General features: G+C 62.7%; 21 protein-coding genes. 10 read left to right on the top strand and 11 right to left on the bottom strand.

Features of this window, described 5'->3' with window-relative positions:
• The first annotated feature begins 41 nt into the window (after positions 1-41).
• On the top strand, positions 42-2165 hold the full coding sequence (locus tag U1702_RS15980; protein WP_332726168.1) for a TonB-dependent siderophore receptor: 2124 nt from the start codon (positions 42-44) through the stop codon (positions 2163-2165).
• Positions 2166-2214: 49 nt separating this feature from the next.
• On the opposite strand, the gene U1702_RS15975 is transcribed toward U1702_RS15980, so the two are convergent.
• The 4 genes from U1702_RS15975 to U1702_RS15960 are packed head-to-tail and all read right to left on the bottom strand — an operon-like array spanning position 2215 to position 6978.
• Complete coding sequence (locus U1702_RS15975) at positions 2215-3639, bottom strand: aldehyde dehydrogenase family protein (protein ID WP_332726167.1); 1425 nt, start codon at positions 3637-3639, stop codon at positions 2215-2217.
• Between the two features lie 27 nt (positions 3640-3666).
• Positions 3667-4557: a TSUP family transporter gene (locus tag U1702_RS15970; protein WP_332726166.1), complete on the bottom strand. Its 891-nt coding sequence runs from the start codon at positions 4555-4557 to the stop codon at positions 3667-3669.
• Positions 4554-5864: an MFS transporter gene (locus U1702_RS15965; RefSeq protein ID WP_332726165.1), complete on the bottom strand. Its 1311-nt coding sequence runs from the start codon at positions 5862-5864 to the stop codon at positions 4554-4556. The genes U1702_RS15970 and U1702_RS15965 overlap by 4 nt, the downstream gene beginning before the upstream one ends.
• Positions 5857-6978, bottom strand: a complete 1122-nt coding sequence (locus U1702_RS15960) for a dipeptidase (protein WP_332726164.1) — start codon at positions 6976-6978, stop codon at positions 5857-5859. The genes U1702_RS15965 and U1702_RS15960 overlap by 8 nt, the downstream gene beginning before the upstream one ends.
• Before the next feature lie 344 nt (positions 6979-7322).
• On the opposite strand from U1702_RS15960, the gene U1702_RS15955 reads away from it, so the two are divergent.
• Entirely contained in the window at positions 7323-9662 is a 2340-nt protein-coding gene (locus U1702_RS15955) for a TonB-dependent receptor (protein ID WP_332726163.1), read from the top strand.
• 77 nt (positions 9663-9739) lie between these two features.
• Positions 9740-10693: an MBL fold metallo-hydrolase gene (locus U1702_RS15950; RefSeq protein WP_332726162.1), complete on the top strand. Its 954-nt coding sequence runs from the start codon at positions 9740-9742 to the stop codon at positions 10691-10693.
• 6 nt (positions 10694-10699) lie between these two features.
• Here U1702_RS15950 and U1702_RS15945 read toward each other — a convergent pair whose 3' ends face one another.
• The 5 genes from U1702_RS15945 to U1702_RS15925 all read right to left on the bottom strand — a co-directional run bounded on the left by U1702_RS15945 (position 10700) and on the right by U1702_RS15925 (position 14685).
• Positions 10700-11944, bottom strand: a complete 1245-nt coding sequence (locus U1702_RS15945; protein ID WP_332726161.1) for an NAD(P)/FAD-dependent oxidoreductase — start codon at positions 11942-11944, stop codon at positions 10700-10702.
• On the bottom strand, positions 11937-12869 hold the full coding sequence (locus U1702_RS15940; protein WP_332726160.1) for a hypothetical protein: 933 nt from the start codon (positions 12867-12869) through the stop codon (positions 11937-11939). The genes U1702_RS15945 and U1702_RS15940 overlap by 8 nt, the downstream gene beginning before the upstream one ends.
• Positions 12870-13040: 171 nt before the next feature.
• A complete protein-coding gene (locus U1702_RS15935) occupies positions 13041-13718 on the bottom strand; it encodes a GntR family transcriptional regulator (protein WP_332726159.1) in 678 nt (225 codons plus the stop codon).
• Between the two features lie 281 nt (positions 13719-13999).
• Entirely contained in the window at positions 14000-14272 is a 273-nt protein-coding gene (locus tag U1702_RS15930) for a UvrB/UvrC motif-containing protein (protein WP_332726158.1), read from the bottom strand.
• A gap of 182 nt (positions 14273-14454) precedes the next feature.
• Positions 14455-14685: a hypothetical protein gene (locus tag U1702_RS15925; protein ID WP_332726157.1), complete on the bottom strand. Its 231-nt coding sequence runs from the start codon at positions 14683-14685 to the stop codon at positions 14455-14457.
• Between the two features lie 107 nt (positions 14686-14792).
• Between U1702_RS15925 and U1702_RS15920 the strand changes: the two genes are divergently transcribed.
• Positions 14793-15146, top strand: a complete 354-nt coding sequence (locus U1702_RS15920) for an alpha/beta hydrolase (protein WP_332726156.1) — start codon at positions 14793-14795, stop codon at positions 15144-15146.
• A complete protein-coding gene (locus U1702_RS15915; protein WP_332726155.1) occupies positions 15143-15370 on the top strand; it encodes an alpha/beta hydrolase in 228 nt (75 codons plus the stop codon). The genes U1702_RS15920 and U1702_RS15915 overlap by 4 nt, the downstream gene beginning before the upstream one ends.
• Positions 15371-15645: 275 nt before the next feature.
• Here U1702_RS15915 and U1702_RS15910 read toward each other — a convergent pair whose 3' ends face one another.
• Entirely contained in the window at positions 15646-16068 is a 423-nt protein-coding gene (locus U1702_RS15910; protein ID WP_332726154.1) for a site-specific integrase, read from the bottom strand.
• A 50-nt stretch (positions 16069-16118) separates the two neighbouring features.
• Between U1702_RS15910 and U1702_RS15905 the strand changes: the two genes are divergently transcribed.
• From U1702_RS15905 to U1702_RS15885, 5 genes are all read left to right on the top strand, one after another.
• Complete coding sequence (locus U1702_RS15905; RefSeq protein WP_332726153.1) at positions 16119-16361, top strand: hypothetical protein; 243 nt, start codon at positions 16119-16121, stop codon at positions 16359-16361.
• Positions 16361-16876: an amidohydrolase family protein gene (locus U1702_RS15900; RefSeq protein ID WP_332726152.1), complete on the top strand. Its 516-nt coding sequence runs from the start codon at positions 16361-16363 to the stop codon at positions 16874-16876. Before U1702_RS15905 ends, U1702_RS15900 begins: the two co-directional genes overlap by 1 nt.
• A 154-nt stretch (positions 16877-17030) precedes the next feature.
• Entirely contained in the window at positions 17031-17984 is a 954-nt protein-coding gene (gene trhO, locus U1702_RS15895; RefSeq protein WP_332726151.1) for an oxygen-dependent tRNA uridine(34) hydroxylase TrhO, read from the top strand.
• Positions 17977-18588 (top strand): glutathione S-transferase, encoded by a 612-nt coding sequence (locus tag U1702_RS15890; protein WP_332726150.1) that lies wholly within the window; start codon positions 17977-17979, stop codon positions 18586-18588. The genes trhO and U1702_RS15890 overlap by 8 nt, the downstream gene beginning before the upstream one ends.
• A 104-nt stretch (positions 18589-18692) precedes the next feature.
• Positions 18693-19361 carry an RBBP9/YdeN family alpha/beta hydrolase gene (locus U1702_RS15885; RefSeq protein ID WP_332726149.1) on the top strand — a complete coding sequence of 223 codons (669 nt, stop codon included), beginning with the start codon at positions 18693-18695 and terminating at the stop codon, positions 19359-19361.
• A 45-nt stretch (positions 19362-19406) separates the two neighbouring features.
• On the opposite strand, the gene U1702_RS15880 is transcribed toward U1702_RS15885, so the two are convergent.
• Entirely contained in the window at positions 19407-19877 is a 471-nt protein-coding gene (locus U1702_RS15880) for a hypothetical protein (protein ID WP_332726148.1), read from the bottom strand.
• Between the last annotated feature and the right edge of the window lie 98 nt (positions 19878-19975).

Raw genomic sequence — 19975 nt, 5'->3', positions numbered from 1 at the left:
TCCTGTATGTCGATTCGAGTTCTAGTTGGGGGGATCGAATCATGGCTGGATTGCTTTCCGATCGTTATGGAACTTCGATGACGGCGTTGGTGTGCGCCTGTCTGTTTGCTGGGTCGGGCGCGGCGCGCGGGCAGGAGGCTAGTCTTCCCGAAGACGAAATCGTCGTTACCGGGCAATACCAGTTCCTTGACGTCGATACCCGAGGCACGACCAATTTGCCGCTGCCGATCGAGGACGTGCCGCAATCGATCAGCCTGGTGAGCGAAGATTTCATCAAGGCGGCCAATTTGCGCACGCTCGGCGATATCGGTGCCTATACGCCCGGTGCGATCAACGCGGGCAATCCCACCAACAACGGTACGGTCATCAAGCTGCGCGGTTTCAGCGCCGGTCGAGCGATCGACGGAATCAATGCAATCGCCACCTATGTCTCGTACGAACCCGATTTCGCGATATTCGAGCGGCTGGAGATCGTGCAGGGGCCATCGTCGGTGGTGTATGGAATCTCCAGCCCCGGCGGCCTCGTCAACTATGCGACCAAGAGCGCGCGGGCGAACACGCCAAGCTATCTGCTGGTGAAGAGCGGTTCGTGGAAGGCGATCCGGGTCGAAGGACAGGTCGCCGGAGCGCTGGACAAAGACGGCAATGTCCGCGCGATCGGGCTGGTGGTGCACGACGGCGCGGAAAGCTTCATCGATGAACTCTCGCGTTCGAAAACCGTGATTTATGGCGGTCTTGACGTTGATTTCAGCGATACGTTCAGCGGCTTTGTCCACGCCGGCTACGAGAAGTATCGGCGCACGTCGTTCGACGGCATTCCAGTCTATGCCAATGGCGTCCCCGCCGCGGTTCCACGTTCTTTCTTTCTTGGTTCACGCGATATTTCGACGACCAGCCGCACCACCTATGCCACGTCGAATCTCCGCTGGGCGCCAAGCGAGGATTTCGAACTGACGCTGAAGGGCAATTATGAGGATGCGCGCCAGTCCGGGGCCGCCGCCTATGCCTATAATCTGCTCGCCAATGGCGACGCGCGCTTTCAGGTCAATCGGCGCTCCGCCGTCAGGACGGTCAACTACGGCATCGGCGCGTCGGCCATCTATAAGCTCGACAGCCTCGGTCTGGCCGAAAGCTTTATCTCGCTCGCCGCACTCTACCAGGACAGCGACCAAAAGACGACGACGCGCTCGCCCGCCGGCACCGGCACGATCAACATCTTCGATACGACCGAGAATATCAGGCTGGCGTTCAACAATCGGCTGAACCTGCCGCTCAACCCATTCGCGTCGTTCATTCGCACCCAGACGATGACGCTGGCGGGACAGGCGGTGATCAAGCCGGTCGACGCGATCACGCTGCTGATCGGCGCGTCCTACTCGAAGCCGGACGCCAAGCGGACCACCAACGGCGCGGTCCAGATCTATGACGTGCCCGGACAGGTCAGCCTGCGCGCGGGCCTTACCTATGAAGTGGCGCCCAGCACCAACGTCTATGTCTCGTACAGCGAATCGTTCAGCCCGCAGCCGCGCCTGATGGTCAATCAGGACGTCCTGCCGCCGCTGAGCGGAGAGCAGTGGGAGGTCGGGATCAAGTCACGCACGCTGGACGGACGATTGTTGCTGACAGCCGCCGCCTATCACATCGTGCAAACCAACTTCTCCGCGTTCGACCGCAACGTCAGCGGCATCGATTATTACCGGCCGGTCGGTGAAGTGCGGCACCAGGGTTTTGAGGTAAAGGCACTCGGCGAATTGGGCGGCGGGTTTCAGATCAATGCTGGCTACGCCTATCTCGACGCCCGCGTAAACCGGGACACCAATGCCGCAGCGGTCGGCCAGCGCGCGCTGTACCTGCCGAAAAACACTTTCAGCGCCTTTGGCATATACTCGGCGAACCAGGGTAGCCTGGCCGGGCTGTCGATTGGCGGCGGTGTGCGCTATGTCGATGCGGTGCGAACGTCCTACACCGGGGCGTCGATCGATATTCCGGGCTACACGGTTGTCGACGCCAGCCTGGGTTATGACATCGACGACTGGTCCCTGCAGCTCAACATAGAGAACATCTTCGACAAGACCTATTACATCAATAACTACCAGACGTTGCTCTATGGCAATATGGCCGGCAATCCGGCCAATTTCTCGCTAAGTGTGACGCGGCGCTTCTAGCGCATGATGGACGGGGCGGCATCCGGTTGCCGTCCCGCCCGGCGCATCGTCACGATGCGGCGTAGCCGAGCATCGCCTTCACCTCGGTAAATTCGTCAAAGCCGAAATCGCCCCATTCTCGACCATTGCCACTCATCTTGTAGCCGCCAAAGGGGGAGAACAGGTCGCCACCCGCGCCGTTGATCCCGACGCGCCCGGCCCGCAACCGCGACGCCACCTCGCGCACCGAATCCGGGTTGCCGCCCCACACCGCCGCCGCCAGTCCATAGTCGGTGTCGTTGGCGATGCGCACCGCATCGTCCACCGTTTCATAGCCCAGGATCGCCAGCACGGGGCCGAATATCTCTTCACGTGCGATCGTCATGTCGCTGGTGACATCCGCAAAGACGGTCGGTTTGACGAAGTATCCGTGTGCAAGACCCTCGGGGCGGCCCGGCCCGCCGGCGACGAGCGTGGCCCCTTCGGAGATGCCCTTGCTGATCAAACCCTGGATGTGGTTCCACTGAACCGCCGACACGACCGGACCGATCGTGGTGTCATCCTGGGGAAGGCCGACGGAGACCGCTTTTGCCGCGTCGCGGGCGAGCGCCGCCACTTCCTCCATGCGGTCGGCGGGGACGATCAGGCGGCTCAGCGCGTTGCACGACTGGCCGGTATTCGCCATCAACTGGCGGACATTAGCGGCGACCGCCTTGGGGAAATCGGCGTCTGGCAGCAGGATGTTGGGGGATTTGCCGCCCAGCTCCTGGGCGACGCGCTTGACTGTGGGTGCCGCAGCCATCGCCACCGCTACCCCTGCCCGGGTCGATCCGGTGAAGGACACCATGTCGATCCCACGGTGTGCGGCAATTGCCGCACCCGTCGCCGCGCCACCATTGACCAGATTGAAGACCCCCGGCGGAACCCCCGCCGTGTCCAGCACCTCGGCAAAGATGCAGGCCGAGAAGGGCGAGATTTCCGACGGCTTCAGGATCATGGTGCAACCGGTCGCCAGTGCCGGGGCGACCTTGCACGCGATCTGATTCATCGGCCAGTTCCAGGGCGTGATCAGGCCGCACACGCCGATCGGCTCGCGCATGAGCATGGTCGTGCCGCGCGGCTGCTCGAACTCGTAGCGTTCGAGCACGGCGATCGCCGTTTCGAGATGGGCGAAGCCGCTCTTGACCTGTCCGGTCCGCGCCAACGTCAGCGGGGCGCCGATCTCGGCCATGATCGCATCGGCAATGTCCGCTTCCCGACGACGATATTCCGCAACGATCCGGCGCAGGATATCAAGCCGCTCCGCCCGACTGGTGCGCGACCACGTCGCAAAGGCGTGTCGTGCGACCTCGACCGCACGATCGACATCGGCGTCGCCGCCCGCTGCAACTTGGCCAATGGGCTGCTCGGTCGCCGGGTCGATCACATCGATCCGGGCTTCGCTGACCGAATCAACCCATGCGCCATCGATGTAGAATTTCAGATAATCGCGCATGGCAGGCTCCGTGGAGATTTGATGAAATTACGCGGCGTTCGCCGCTTTCCGACGGTCGCGCCGAGCGGAATTGAGCATCGCCAGCGCGGCATAGGTCACGACGATCACCACCAGCCAGCGCAGCCAGTCGAGCGGCAGCGACTTGACGATGTAAGCCGCGACCAGCACGCCAAAGATGCCGCCAAGCGTCAGCCCCAATGCGCCGCACAGGTTGTAACGACCGCTCGCGATGAAGCGCACGCCGCCGACCGGCATCAGGAAGGCGCATGACCCCATCATGATCGGAAATGCGACGATCGGGCTCATGCCAAGCAGACTGACCAGGATCAGGCACGGTGCGTAGAGGCCGATGCCGAGCATCATCAGCGCCCCAAGCCCGAAACTGGCAGCGATCGCGAAAATTAGTTTCGCGCCGGACAAACCCTCCGCCGTGCCGCCACCCGGCATCGCCCCGAGCAACGCGGCGAGGAAGAGTGCCGCCGCAAGCAACAATGCGATTCCCATGCCGAGCTGGATCGCGCGGCGCGGGAGGCGTGAGACGAAGCCGCCGCCGAGCCACGCACCCGCAGTCGCCGCGCCGATCATGCCGATCAGCGTGACCGGATCGACCGACACGGTGGCGATGAAGATCAGCGCCATTGCCACCGTCGGCAACGCGTGACCCACATTCAGGGTGCCCGGGATCTGTTCGTCCGGCACGCGGTCCAGCAACTTGTATGCTGCAGTGGTGGATGCGAACGAACTGATGCCAAGCGTGTCGAAGAAGTTGGTGACGAAACCGATCAGCGTGTCGATCCAGCCAAGCACGGGCACGTCATGCGTGTGGCTGCGCTCGATCGTCCACCATCGCGCCGCAAAGCCCAGCGCCAACAGCACCAATGCGACCAGGATCGCCGTCGTGATCAGCGTGACGCTCATTTCGCCGCGCATGCCTGCAACGCGCGCAGCCGGATCGGCGCGGTTTCGGGCAGCATGCGGATGGCGATCAGGCCAACCACCGCGCCGCAGATCATGTACCATGCCGGCGTCATCGGATTGCCGGTCATGCGGGTGATCCAGGCGACCAGAAACTGCGCCGATCCGCCGAAGATCGATACGGCGCAGGCATAGATGAGGGACAGGGCGGCGGACCGCACGCGATGCGGTAGCGCTTCGGTGATCGCGACGAAAAACACCGACGATGCCAGGGTCGAGGCACAGGCCAGCACGCCACAAGCCAGATACAGCGCACCGGCCGAACGCTGGCTTTCAAGCAGCGCAAAGCACGGAAATACTGCGATGACGAGAAACGTCCAGGGCAGCGCCATCACGCGCTTGCGGCCAAAGCGATCCGACAGCCAGCCGCCCAGCGGATCACAGAACACGCCGCACAGTCCGATCACGACGGTCGCGCCGAATGCAACGGTCGTCGCCATGCCAAGCGTCGAACTGGCGTAGGTCGTCATATATTTGAGCAGATAGTTTGTCGTGGTTGCGGCCGCAATCAGGCAGAAGCCGGCGATCGCCGCGCGCCAGTAATTCGGGATGTGCGGCGGCGGCGCCCCGCTTTCGAGTGGAACTAGCGTCTCGTTGAGCGTCCGGCGGAGGATCAGCCCCACCGGGATGATCACCGCGCCTGCTAATAGGGCAACGCGCCAGCCCCAGCTATCAAGCTCAGCGGCATCAAGCGTGCTGGCGAGGATCAGCCCGAGCATGCCCGCCGTCAGCGACGCAATGTCCGCGCTCATCGCCTGGAACGACACATAAAGGCCACGCCGGTCGGGCGGCGCCGCTTCCATCAGGAATGCCGTGCTCGCGCCGACCTCGCCGCCGATTGCGAACCCCTGAAGCAACCGCATCGCGACCACCAATATCGGTGCGGCGACACCGATTGCGGCATAGGGCGGGATCAACGGCAAGCCCACCGAAGCGAAGCCCATCAATCCGAACGACACCAGCATGGCAGGCTTGCGCCCGACGCGATCGGCGAAGCGCCCAAGGATCAGCGCACCGAGCGGGCGGGTGAAGAAGCCCACACCAAAGGTCGCCAGCGATGCAAGCAGGCTGACGCCCGGCGTTTCGGAGGGAAAGAAGGTGCGGCCGATCTGCGCGGCGAAATAGGCGTAGGCGACGAAATCATAGAACTCGATCGCATTGCCGACGCACACCCCCGCGATCTGCTTGCGTGAAATGGCGGGAGTGGCCGGATCTGCCGTTGCGCCCGTTACGTCGTTGCGATCAGCCACCCCAGACCCTTTCATAAACGCGCAGCCAGTTTTCACCGAGCAACTTCTGCAATTCCGCCGCCGTCCATCCGCGTTGCCGCAGACCGTCGATCACGTTGGGCAGCTGGCCGATATTCTCGAACCCATGGACGTAGAACCACGGACGTTCAGGGCTGTAAATTTGGGCCGGCATCATCTCCAGATCGGCAGCGGACGCCATGCCAGGCGTATTGCGGCCTTCAAGGAAATCGGGGCCAAGCCCGATATGATCGACGCCGATCAGCCGTTTGAGATAATCATATTGGTCGAGATGCCGTTCCAGCCGCGCCTGGGGCGATCGCGGCACCGCTGCGTCGCGCGCCGTGCGAACGTGAAAGTCGCTGAACGCGGTCACCCCGACCACGCCGCCGGTGCGGGCGATCGCTTCCAGCAGCCGATTGCTTGAGTTGCGCGCGTTATCGTTGAGCGCGCGAACGTTGGTATGTGTGCAGGCCACCGGCACCCCGGCCGACATGGCGATGGCATCGAATGATGTCTGTTCACCGGTATGACCGCCCACATCGAGGACAATGCACAAACGGTGGATTTCCTCGACCAGCCGTCGTCCGGCTCGGGTCAACGGGATTTGCGGATCAAGGCTGCCCCCGCCGAATGCATTGGCGGCGTTATAGGCAATCCCACAGATGCGCAGACCGAGTTCGTGATACGTCCGCAAATTGCCGGGGACACCGTCGCCGTTGACGATCAACGCTGCGGCCGATTGCCAGCCGGAAATATGTGCGATCCGGCCCTGTGCGTAAATATCGTGGATTTCCCGGACACTGCGCGCAGCAGAGATGCGGGTTTTATGCGTGTCGAGCAGGTTGAACAGCCGGGCCAAGCCTTCGATCGATGACGGCACGCTTTGATGCCAGCAGTCGACACCGCCCGCCTGCAGCATGTCGAGATAGGCAGGGGTCAGCGCGGAGGGATCGAGTCCGTTGACCACCAGATGCGCGCGTCGTGCGCCGGTCTTGGCCGCCTGAACCGCTCCGGTTCGCCCAGTCGCAGGGGCGCTGGGTAGCCCGCCCGATCCTGCGAGGACGCCGCCCGCGGCAATGCTGCGAAGCATGTCGCGCCGACGGATATTGCGCATGTGTCTAACCCTTTAAGACGGTCACCGGCTCGCGGAATTCAATAAAAGACGCTAGATTGGATAAAAAAACAAGCCGAAATGTGGACGTGCTTCGACCTTCCTTGTTGTCGCTTCCGTTCACTCTCGACGGGCTAAATGCACGTTCCGCCTGTTGCAAGCAGGTCTCACTTCCTCACAATCGGTGCATCGTGACCGTCCCATCAGATTCAGGGTTGCAATTGGATAAAATGTCCTAAACAACAGCGAGGGGCTACTATTGGGGGTTGCCCAAACAAGGACAGGCAAAAATGCTTTCCATCCTTCATCGCCGACTTCTGAATTCGGTTGCCGTCACCGCCGTTACGATGGTCTCGGTTTGCACTAGCGCGCATGCACAGCAAGCGGACGCGGCCGATGACGGCGAAATCATCGTCACCGCGACCCGGCGCGCGACCGCCATTCAGGACGCACCGATCAACATTGCCGCCGTAACCGGCGCGCAGATCGAGCGCGAGGGGCTGAGCACGCTATCGGAAGCGGTGCGCGCTGTCCCGGGAATCACCATTCTCGATCAGGGACCGCGCGGTGGCAGCCAGATCATCGTCCGCGGGCTCAACGCCGCGCCGCTCAACAACAATGACAACAGCAACGACGGTGGCGGCACCGTCGCTACCTATGTCGGCGACACCCCGATCTTCGTCGAGCTGAAGCTCAACGACATGGAACGGATCGAAGTGCTGCTCGGGCCGCAGGGCACGCTGTACGGGGCGGGAACGCTGGGCGGCGCGATTCGCTATATTCCGAGACGCCCCAGCTTTACCGAACGCACGCTGGAATTCCGGGGCGATACCTATCGCTACAGCGCGGCAAATAGCTGGAGCGTCGATGGCGGGGTCACGATCAACCTGCCGATCAGCAGCACGTTTGCCATCCGCGCCTCGGCCGACCGGCTTGCGGATTCGGGTTTCATCGACCAGCCTTTGGTCTTGCTGCGGCCGGGCGCATCCCTGCCGAACGCGTTGGGCACACCTGCCGCTCGCGCTGCGAACTTCAGCCGGGAACGCGACGTCAATTATGAGAATACGTGGTCCGGCCGTGTTGCCGCACGCTGGATGCCCACGAACGGAATCGATCTGAACCTCACTTATTACTTTCAGTTCCAAGATGTCGGTGGACGTCAGTCGTCGTCGCGCGGCGTGACGAATCTGCCGGTGGCATTCGGCGCGTATGAATCGGCGTTGCGTGTGGTGGAGCCGTCAAAGCGGGACAACCAGCTCGTCGCATTGGAGGGCACGTTCGATCTCGGCTTTGCAGAGCTGACCTCCGCCTCCAGCTATTCCTATTATCGCCAGCGCAGCCAGCGCGATCAGACCGACCTCGCGATCGAACTCGGCTTTGGCTATGAATTCTTCCCAGGGCTGGTGGACTTCACTGACGAGCGCATCACGGAAGAGCGGATCAATCAGGAAGTTCGCCTGGTATCGCAGAGTGATGGCCCCTTCAGCTGGACCATTGGCGGGTTCTATAACCAGCTGAAACGACGGGTCGACTATACCGAGTACACGCCCGGCCTGCATGAATTCTTCAACTATGGCATCGGGGACGACCGCGACTACATCTCGATCGATCTTAGCGATCGAACCGAATATGCGGCCTTCGGCGAACTCTCCTATCAACTGACCGATGCGTGGCAGGTAACGGTCGGCGGCCGCTACTATAATTATGATCTACGTCTGCAATCGGCCGCCACATTCCCACCCTTCCCTGCAGGCGGTCCGGTATTCACTTTCACGCCTGGCGGGCAAAAGGATGACGGGGTGCTCGGCAAGTTCAACACCTCCTACCGCTTTTCGCCCGAAGTGCTCGCCTATGCCACGGTAAGCCAGGGCTATCGCGGCGGCAGCTCGAACGGCCTCTTCCCCTGCCCGGTTCCGCTGACGCCGACCACCTTCGTGTGCGGGCAGCCCAACGAACTGTTCTACACGCCCGACACGACGACCAACTATGAACTGGGCATCAAGACCCAGTTTCTCGACAACCGGGTCAGCTTCAATGCCGCCGTCTATTATATCGACTGGAAAGACGTGCAGATCTCGTCTTCGACGCAGGTCGGCGCGGTCGGCATCACGGTCAATGGCGCGGGAGCATCCAGCAAGGGTGTCGAACTCAGCCTCGATGCGCAGATTATGCAAGGGCTGCGCCTTCAGGGCAGCTACACCTATACTGACGCGCAGCTGGACGAATTCTCCAACGACCTGATCCGCACGATCGTGCCGCCCGGCTTCCGGGGCGTCTATGTCGATGGGCAGGCTGGCGACCGGCTGCCCGGATCGGCCAAGCATCGCGGCAGCGTGGGGCTGTCCTATGACACGCCGGTCAGCAGCGGGATCGATCTCGATCTTGGCTGGAGCACTATTTTCACCGGCGATATCCTGAGCAGCACGGGCGGGCGCGGGGGCAGCTATACCCTGCCCGCTTATTCGATCAGCTATGCACGTGCCGGGCTGATCGATCGCGACGCGGGCTGGTCGGTGACGCTTTATGCCAACAATGTCTTCGATCAGTTCGCAGAAGTCAGCACGCGCGGCACGCCGCTGTACAACCAGACCGTGGTGGCGGCCGGCAACCCGGTCTATAACCGTCGTTTCTCGACCGGCGTATTGCCGCCGCGTCGGATCGGTCTGCGCTTCACCAAGACGTTCTGACCGGGTTGCGGGCGAGCGGTCGGGTTGCAGCGCGACCGCTCGCCTGCCACAGATTTAGTGGTCAGAGGGGCCTGGATTTGATCAAGCGCTGGCTGACGATTGGACTGGCCCTATTGGCATTGTCGGCGGTGACGGCGGCAATGTTTGCCCCTTTCGTTTACGCCGAACTGGTGCCTTATCGTTTCGGCTATTTCCCGCTGGGAAAAGCGCCGGTGAAGCTGGCGGCCGGGCGCATGGTTGATGACTATTTCGCCGTACAGGATTTGGGTGGTGGTACCTATGCGATCGGCGAGCCGCGTTACTATCAGGCGAATTATTCCTATCTGATCGTCGGCAGCGAACGTGCCCTGTTGTTCGATGCCGGGTCGGGAAGCCGCAACATGCGACCGCTGGTCGAGCGGTTGGCGCGCGTGCCGGTGACGGTGCTGCCATCGCATCTTCACTTCGACCATCTGGGCGGCATCGCGGCGTTCGATCGTATCGCGATGCTCGACAACGACGCGGTGCGTGCCCAAGTCCATGATGGCGTACTCAAGCCCGATCGCTATGCGTTTCTTGGCATGTTCGATGGCAAGGCGCCACCCGCCGTCAAAATTGCCGAATGGATCAAGCCCGAAACCAGGATCGATTTGGGCGATCGCGTCGTCACCATCCTCTCGACGCCGGGCCATACCCCGCATTCCGCCGCGATCCTCGACGAACGCGCGGGGTGGCTGTTCACCGGCGACTTCATCTACCCGACCATGCTTTACGCGTTTCTTCCGGGTGCCAGCATGTCGGATTATCGCCGCACGGCGCAGCATCTGATCAAACGCCTGCCCGAGCGCACGGTTCTGTGGACGGCACATTGCTGTCGCCGCGGGGAGGGATTTTCCGCGCCGCGCCTTGCGATGCACGACCTGCGCGCGCTCGACCGCGCCCTTGCCCGACGCGAGGCCGGAGAGGTCGCTTATGACGGCTTTTTTCCACGCCGTTACCCCGTCAACGATCAGATGGTGCTCGGCACGGGCTTTTCCTGGAACAACCGCTAGCCGCGATCAGCCAAACCGATCGATACGATAGGGTGCGGCGGGAATGACGGTCGCTTCCCCGCCCATGCACTGCGCCAGCAACTGCGCGGATATCGCGGCTTGCGTCACGCCGAGATGTTGATGTCCAAACGCATAGCCGATCGCTGGTGCCCGCTTCAGCCGACCGATCGCGGGCAACGAGTCGGGCAGCGACGGACGACTGCCCAACCATCGCGACGCGCCCTCGCCCGACAGCGGTATATCGAAATAACGGCTGGCAAGGCGGATCAGCCGGTCGGCGCGGGACCAGTCCGGTGACGCGCTCTGCGCCGCGAACTCGACCGTTCCCGCCAACCGCAGCATGCCGCCCATTGGGGTAGCAACGCAGGATTCGCGTTGAAACGTAACCGGCCTATTCAGCCGCTCACCGCTATCCGACAGCATCAAATGATAGCCTCGCTCGGCCTGTAGCGGAACGACCGCACCAAGCGGCGCCAGCAACTTGCCGGACTCCATCCCGGCGGTGATCCAGATCTGATCCGCCGTGCGACTGGCAATGTCGGTGACCACGGTCCCGCCCCGCCCGTCTGCTAGAACCGTTAGCGCGGTTTCCCGGACGATCGTACCGCCGCGGGCTGAGAAATACTGGCATAATGCCTGCGACACGCGAAGCGGATCGCCGACATCGGCGTCGCTTTCATGCAAGAGTCCCCCAAGGACGTCCTGGCCGATTGCGGGCTCCAGCTCACGCAACGCCTTGTGATCGAGCAGACGTGCCGGAAATCCATAGCGCGCAAGCCGATCGCGAATGCCGACCAGTTCCGCCAGATCGGTTTGCTCACGCACCAGACGGATCATGCCGCGTTCTCGCAGCAGGTCCACAGCGCCGCAATCCGCCAGCAGATTACGCCATGCAGTTACCGCATTCCCGTTCAGCGCGGTCAGCCCTGCGATGATTGCGTCCTGACGAACGCGCGACAAGGATGTGGCAGCGCGTAGCATCCACGGCAGCACGCGCGACGCGTCGGCAACGCGGATCACCGCCGGGGCATCGCGGCTGAGCAGCATGCGCGGCAGCATTCGCAGCCGGTCCGGCGTGATCAGCGGAAAAATCTCCGACACGGCAAGGATGCCTGCATTGCCGAACGAACATTGACGGCCGGGCTCGTCACGCTCGATCAGCGTCACCGCATGGCCGCGCCGCTGCGCTTCAACCGCGCACGCCAGACCGACAATGCCGCCGCCTACCACCAGCGTGGCGGGATCAGCCACCGGCGGTTTCCCACACCATTTGCGCGGCGATCAGATCCGACATCGCACTGCCAACGCTCTTGAACACAGTTATTTCGCGCGCATCGACCCGACCCGCACCGCCAAGCAGCACCGCCAGATCACCCAGAATTGCCGACGGGTCGATCACCCCTCGCTCGATGGGCGAACGCAGGTCACCTGCCTCGGCCAACACGCCCTCACGCGTATCGACATAGATGCTGCCGCGCAGCATGCCGACGTCGTCAATCTCGCGCATGTCAGGCCGATAGCCCCCCACCAGATCGACATGCGTGCCTTCGCGCAGCCATTCGCCACGTATAAGCGGGTCGCGCGAGCGGGTCGCCGCGGTCACGACATCGGCGTTTCGCATTGCCGGTTCGAGGTCATCGACGCCTTGGATATGCAGCCCGGGGAGCCGTGATTTGACCGCCTCGACACACGCCGCTGTCCGATCGCCCCGACGCCCCCAGATCGCGATGGACTCCAGCGGGAGCACCGCCGCATGCGCCTCTGCAAGATAGGGCGCAATATGCCCGGTACCCAAAAGCAGCAGGGTTGCGGCATCGCTGCGCGCCAGTCTGCGGGAGGCGATTGCCGACACTGCCGCCGTGCGCCGAGCGGTCAGTTCGCCCGCGTCCATCGTAGCAAGCGCTGCGCCGGTCGTCGCGTCGAACAGGGCGAACAAACCGCCATTGATGGGCCTGTTCTCGATCGTGTTGGCGGGCACGACCGTCAGCATCTTGATACCCGCGAATCGGTCCGAAACCGCAGGCATGATCAGCAACTCGCGCCCGTGATCGCCTCCGATCGCCATGCGCAACGGCGCATTGATTGGGATCGTGAGTCCGCTCTCCATATAATCGATCAATCGATCAAGCGGCAGCGCCGCCGCGACCGCTGCATCGTTGAACATCTGCGGAATCATGATGCCGCGATCCCGGACAGACGCGTGGTCAGATCGCATTTATTAAAACTCCGCCGGGCAAAATTCTTCATGTCGATGGCGAGGTTATCTATTTTGGATACAAAATCCAATCTAAACTTTGGCGACAATATGCTGTCGACGCGCCGATTGGATGCGCCGTTTTGGCGACGTCTATGCGTGCTGCTGATCGAGCATTTTTGTCAGGTCATCGCGCGTTCGCTGAATATGGTCGCGAGTGAGTGCCACCGCCTGGTTCACCTGACCCTTGCTCCACAGGTTGAACAGGCCGGAATGGTCCTCCTCCGCCATCGTCACGCCGTCGCCGAACGTCAGAATCATCCGCGTATAGCGATCAGAATTCACCAGGAGGCCCCGCACGATATCCAGCGTCTTTGTCCGCCCCGATGGCGTATAGAGCGCGTTGTGAAACCGGCGGTTGAGATCGCCCCAACTGTTGACATCGGCATTCGCCAACGCTGCATTATATTCGCGCAGGATCATGTCGGCATCGGCAATGTCTTCGGGCTTCAGGTGAGGGATCGCGTAGCGGATCAGTTCCGGCTCGAGCATCAGACGCAGGTCGAACAGCTCCTCGATTTCGTCGCGCGACAGACCGGTGACGACATAGCCGCGATGCGGATAACTGGCGACCAGCCCCTCACTCTCTAGGCGCGACAACGCCTCGCGGACCGGAATTCGGCTTGTGCCCATCTGCTCGGCCAGTGCATCCTGCCGCAGCGGTGCGCCGTCCTCGATCTCGCCCGACAGAATAAGATAGCGGATGCGATCCGTTACAGCATCGGCAATCTTGATACGCGGCACAGCGCCGGAGGCACCGTCAAGGGTCATTGTCTCCACGTGTTTCTCTCTATCGCCAGCGATAAAATCTCTCCTAGCCGATGGAGGCGATTGGATAAAGTCTCAGATTCACGTCGCATAGCGCCATACTTGCTCGAGCGCTGCAAATGGCCGTTTGCTGACGCATAGCCAGGAAACCTGCCGCATATCTGTCCAGCTCTTTGAAGCAATTGTGGCCAGCCCCGAGGTCGAGGGCTCACTTGGGCATATCGTTGCTCCCAGTTCACGTTCGACAAGCAAGGTGAGCACGGTGGTACTTACGACGTCCATCCTCACCTTCGTTTGCGGCCAGAAGTCATGAGGTCGGGCTTCGGCGGCGGCTTCCACCCTGGCGGAGGCACGGGCCGCTGCCGGCTCGTGCCGAGCCCCATGGCGCCCGGCTGCTGGCGAACCAAACCCGACGTGTCGGCCTGCGCGACCTCTGCAGCACTCGCTCCGCCTCGCATCAGATTGATGCGGTCACGAATGCGCCGCGCCTCCTCGAAATCGAGAGCGCTCGACGCAGCGTCCATCTTTCGTTGGAGATCCTTGATTATGTCGGTCATCACCCCTCAACGCGCCGCTGCCACTTTGGCCTCATTGCGCCCAGCTTCAGACATACGATCTGAGCCGGAATCGCGAAAAGCATACTGTCAGCTTTCAGGCGCGTGTGGCGCACACGCGAGCGGCCGGTATGGGGCGCCTAGCTGACATTGGGAGCAATCGGTGTCTCGACCAGCTCAACAATCTAGACAGCGTGCTTTACCCACCCACGCACCTTGGCAGCTTCTTCTGTTGCGGTGCGCTTCTGCCGGGCCTCGGCAAGCGACTTTGCATGACCCCAGAATACATCCGTCTTCCCATTCTGAAGCACGGCAAAGATGCGCCAATAATGCGTGGAGGGTTCGGCCGTCGGGCCGATGGTTTTCACATAGCCGTCGGGCAGTGTCGCCGTCAGATGCCGTCGCTTCTTCGCCATGGCTTTCGTTAGCAGGTGATGGAGCCGTCGCTAACCCGATCTGCCCGCGCATCTTGCGCACCGGATTGGCAAGGCCATGTTGCGGTCAGACAATGCTCGGACGAAAGATGACCAAGATCGTAGATGGCGCAAGCCTACAGCCGCTTACGGGCGGGGCGCCAACGAAGCTGGTTCTACTTTTGCACGGTTGTGGCTCAAACGGGGCTGACCTGATCTCACTTGCACCGCGCTGGCAACACGCCTTGCCGGACGCGCTGTTCCTTGCGCCCAACGCGCCACAACGACTGGGCATGGGACCGAGCTATCAATGGTGGCCGCTCACGGCGTTCGATCCGTCGGCACTTGCCGCCGGCGCGCTGGCGGCGGCGCCCGCGGTTAATGACCTGATCAACCGGAAGCTCGAGCAATACGGCCTGACCGAGCGTGAGGTGGCGATTGTCGGGTTCAGCCAGGCACGATGATGGCGCTGCACGTTGGTTTACGTCGCAAGCAGCGGGTCGCCGCAATCGTCGGCTATTCGGGCATGCTAACGGGCGTTGCCGGTCTGGCGCGGGAGATCGAGAGCAAGCCGCCGGTTCTTCTTATCCACGGCTCCGCCTCGTCGTCCTCACTGAACGGAATTTCGATATGCTTTTCAAACATGACGCCTCCTATCCCGCAGCACGAGCGTGCGCGGACTGAATAAGGGGTGCGGCTCAGCCGGATTGCTCCGGCGTTGCCGCACTAGGTTGTGGGCGGTTAGCGGTCCGGCTGATTGCCGTTGTCTCGCTGGTTTCGTCTTATGGTTGCGCCCGGGCGCTGCCTTGCCGGTGGATCGATTGCAGCCCCGCCTGATCGAGGCATTTGCGCAACACCTTGCGGGGGTTCAGGGCCGTCCGCTTGATATCGCGTTAGCTTTCGCCGTCAACGCACGGTCAAAATAGACAGCTTGACCGTCCGTCTACCCCCGCAACCCGTAAGTTAAATCGTCGCATTCAACTTACCGCCTTCAAGCGCTGAATAGTGGTCGGCCAGCCGCACCAGCGCCTCCCCTTTTGCGTCGAGATAGTTGAGCCGGTCGTACACGGCGTCCAGCTGGTCCACGCTGTGACCGACGATGCGCCGCGCCACCTCCCATGGCACACCTAGCTCCGACAGCTTGGATCGGGTCGTGCGGCGCAGGTCGTGAATCGTGAACCCCTGCACGCCACTTGCTTGGAATCCCGAGAAGGGCTTCCTGCCTTGCGTCGTTGTGAAGACATACCCGTCACAATCGTCGCGGCGGGGCAGTTGCTCTAGCAGCTCCACTGCGGCGGGAGGCAACGGCAGCACGTTGGCGCGGTTGCTCTTCGACCGCGCGGCGGGCAGCGTCCATATATTGCCGGACAACTCGCTCCAACCCATCTGCGCCACCTCGTTGCGGCGAGCACCATTACCCCGCGCTGCACAGCGGGATGGATGCGGTCGAGCATATGGGTGCCACCAGCCGTTTTGGCTATTCGCGCACGATGACGGCGCTGGGCGGCGGCTATCAGGATGTCAACGGTCTGTTCGCGGCGGCGCGGGCGGGGCGTATCCCGATGTTGTTCAGCGCACATGCCCTGCTCGGCGAGAATGACGATTGGCTGCGGGATGCCCGCATCCGCACGCTCTATCCGTCATGGGATTACGCAAGCTCGCGGCCCGCACCAAATTGATGAAGGACACCGACCCCGCCCCCGCGCTCGCCAATCTCAAACGGCAGGTGCAACAGATCCGGGACATCATGGACCGGGGCTGGCACGTCGTCACGGGGACCGACGCGCCGATCGATTTCTCCGGCATCAGCCTGCACCTCAATTTGCGCGGCATGGTTCGATTCGGGGTCAGCCCGTATGAAGCATTGCTCTCCGCCACCCGCCATTCCGGCGCGTTCCTGGGTGAGCCGATCGGCCGGATCGCACCCGGCATGCTCGCCGACCTGATCCTGGTCGAGGGCGATCCGCTCGGACGGATCGAGGATGCGGCGGCGGTCAGGCAGGTGGTCGTCAACGGCGTCGCACATACACCGGAATCGCTGATGGCCCCGTTCGCACAAGTGCCTACTGCGGCCGCCCGAAACGTGATCCTGCCGCCGATCCGCGCCGCCGATCAGCATTATTGGTGGCAGGAAGCATCCTATGTCGAAAGCAGCAGCGGGGCGTGCTGCGCGGGGCATTTCGCCCAAGTTTGAGACTGTCGCAACGTCCGCAGCGGCTTGGCGATGCACATGCCGCATCCAGAAAAATGCTTATCCCCCGCCAATTCCCTGATAACAGACAACCGGCGAGCGACCGGGCCAGTCACGACGGTCGCGCGCACCGATCTTACGCATCAGGATCCTTTCATTGCCTAAAACCCGTCCGCCGATCCGTGTCGCCGCGCTGTATCAGTTCACGCCGTTCGATGACTGTGGGGCAATCCGTGACGGACTCGTTGCAGTCTGCGCCGTGCATGGCGTGAAAGGCACGCTGCTGCTGGCGCATGAAGGCATCAACGGCACGATCGCGGGATCGGACGACGGCATCGAAGCCGTCCTGACGCATGTCCGTGCCCTCCCCGGATGCGCGGCGATCGATGTGAAGGAATCGCGCTCGCGCGTGAAGCCGTTCCTGCGCATGAAAATACGCATCAAGCGTGAGATCGTGACGATGGGTCAGCCCGACATCGATCCGCTGGACGATGTCGGGCATTATGTGTCGCCGCACGACTGGAACGATCTGATCGCCGACCCTCGCACGATCCTGATCGATACGCGTAACGACTATGAAGTGGCGCTGGGCAGCTTCAGCGGCGCGATCGACCCGCACACGCGCAGCTTCCGCGATTTTCCGGACTGGTTTCGCGCCAATCGAGACAAGCTCGCGCCGCCGGGCGAAGCGCCGAAGATCGCGATGTTCTGCACCGGCGGCATCCGCTGCGAAAAATCCACCGCATTCCTGAAGTCGGAGGGGCTGGGCGATGTCTATCATCTGAAAGGCGGCATCCTCGCCTATCTGGAGCAGGTGCCCGAGGCCGAGAGCCGCTGGGAAGGCGAATGTTTCGTGTTCGACGAGCGTGTCTCGGTCGGCCACGGCCTGACCCCCGGCGACAATCAGCTGTGCCGCGCCTGCCGCATGCCGGTTACCCCGGCGCAACGCCAATCGCCGGACTATGTCGAGGGCGTCGCCTGCCCCGCCTGCCACGCCGAGCGCACGGACGAACAGCGCAGCCGCTATGCCGAGCGTCACCGTCAGGCATTACTGGCCGAGGCGCGGGGTGAAACGCATCTCGGCACTGTGTTTTCCGACCCGGATGACTGACCCGATTCTCTACAGCTTTCGCCGCTGCCCCTATGCGATTCGGGCGCGGATGGCGCTGGCGATCAGCGGGGTTTCGCATGAAATCCGCGAGGTGAAGCTACGCGACAAGCCCGCTGCGATGCTCGCCGCGTCGCCCAAGGGAACCGTGCCGGTGCTGGTGCTGCCCGATGGCAGCGTGATCGACGAAAGCATCGATATCATGCGCTGGGCGCTGGGGCGGAACGATCCCGAGACGTGGCTCAATGGCGACGATACCGCCCTGATCGCGGCCAATGACGGCGGATTCAAGCGCCATCTCGACCGCACCAAATATGGCAATCGTTATCCAGACGACGGTGTCGATCACCGCGCCGCGGGGCTGGCGTTCCTTATCATGCTCGAGTCGCGGCTGACCGGGCAGCGCTGGCTGTGCGGCGACCGCCGCTCGCTCACCGACGCCGCGATCATGCCGTTCGTCCGCCAGTTCGCCGCGATCGACCGGGCGTGGTTCGACGCGCAGCCGCTCCCCGCAGTTCAGCACTGGCTCGCCACCCAGATCGCCGCCCCGCTGTTCGTCGGCGTGATGAACGTCCGCCCGCAATGGCAGCCCCCCGCCGCCGCCTGATCGGACAATCGCAGCCACGGGTCGCTCCAACGCAATGTTTATTGCCTATCTATTCGATAGGAATAACATAGCGGACATGGAGCAGTCATATAGGAGATTCGGCCATGTCCATCTTCTCACCGCATGACGTGAGTTCGCCGATCGTGCTGACCGTGCCGGGCCTTGGCGGTTCGGGACCGTCGCACTGGCAGACATTGTGGGAGCAATCGCGTCCCGATACCCGCCGGGTCGAACTCGGCATGTGGAATACCCCGCACCGCAACAGCTGGGTGACAAGGCTGGATCAGGCGATCCGCGAGGTGCAGGCACCGGTGGTGCTGGTCGCGCACAGCCTGGGCTGCCTCGCCGTCGCCTGGTGGGCGGAACTGGCGGGTCAGCCTTATGGGCTGCCGGTCGCGGGTGCCTTGCTGGTCGCACCCGCCGATGTCGATGGCGGCGAGCATGGCGCATTGCGGGCGTTCGCGCCCTCGCCGTCCAAACCGCTGCCCTTCCCTTCGATCCTCGTTGCCAGCAGCGACGATCCATGGGCGAGCATCGATCACTCGCGCAACCTCGCCGCGAACTGGGGCAGCGTATTCCTCGATGCGGGTGCGCAGGGCCATCTGAATGCCGACAGCGATCTGGGCTGGTGGCATGACGGGCAGGCCTTGCTCGATCGCGTGCTGGACGCCGCATCCGACCGACGCGGCCGTCATACCAGCGTGGAGTCGCACACCCTGCTGGCAGTCAACGCGACCGACGCGGCGCAGCGGCACTATCTGGGCGCCGGATGAGCCTCCAAGGCGGTCCGGGCGGGGAAATTCCGCCCGGACAACCGCCTATTTGCCTGCCTTTACCTCGGCACGCTGGCGATCGAGTCCCGTCACCCACGCGGCGGCAGTGGTCGGTCCGCTCGCCTCGAAATGGATATGGTCGGCCATCTTCTGACGGATTTCGAGGAAGTATATCGCCCCGGTGGGCAGGCCCAGCTCCTTGATCTTCGCCGCCATCGCCGCTTCCTGTGCCGGGGTCGGTTTCACCCGCGCAGGCTTGTAGAGCAGTACGTCCCACCCTTCGCCGCCAGCGTGCAGGTACAGCCGCGTCGGCTGGCCGCCTCCGGCGACATTGACCTTGTCCCACTCCGCCAGGCTGCGGATGAAATCCTCGGTCTTGCCGGGGGCGAGTTTGAACATCTCGAACGTCTCGGTAGTCATTTCGGCCTTGACCTGGGCGGGCGGCTCGGCCGGCTTGTCCTGCGCCAGCGCCGATCCGGTCAATGCGAGCAGCGTAAGGGAAAATCTGACGAGCATGCGGGCCTCCCTGTCTGTGGGACTCGCACCCTTCCAACGGAAGAGAAGCCGGGCAACGACGCATTGGGCTAATCGCGCGATTAAACGGGTAAGCCGAT

It is taken from the genome of Sphingomonas sp. LT1P40 (assembly GCF_036663835.1).
Classification (GTDB): domain Bacteria; phylum Pseudomonadota; class Alphaproteobacteria; order Sphingomonadales; family Sphingomonadaceae; genus Sphingomonas.
This window is presented reverse-complemented; position numbering and strand designations above follow the sequence as displayed.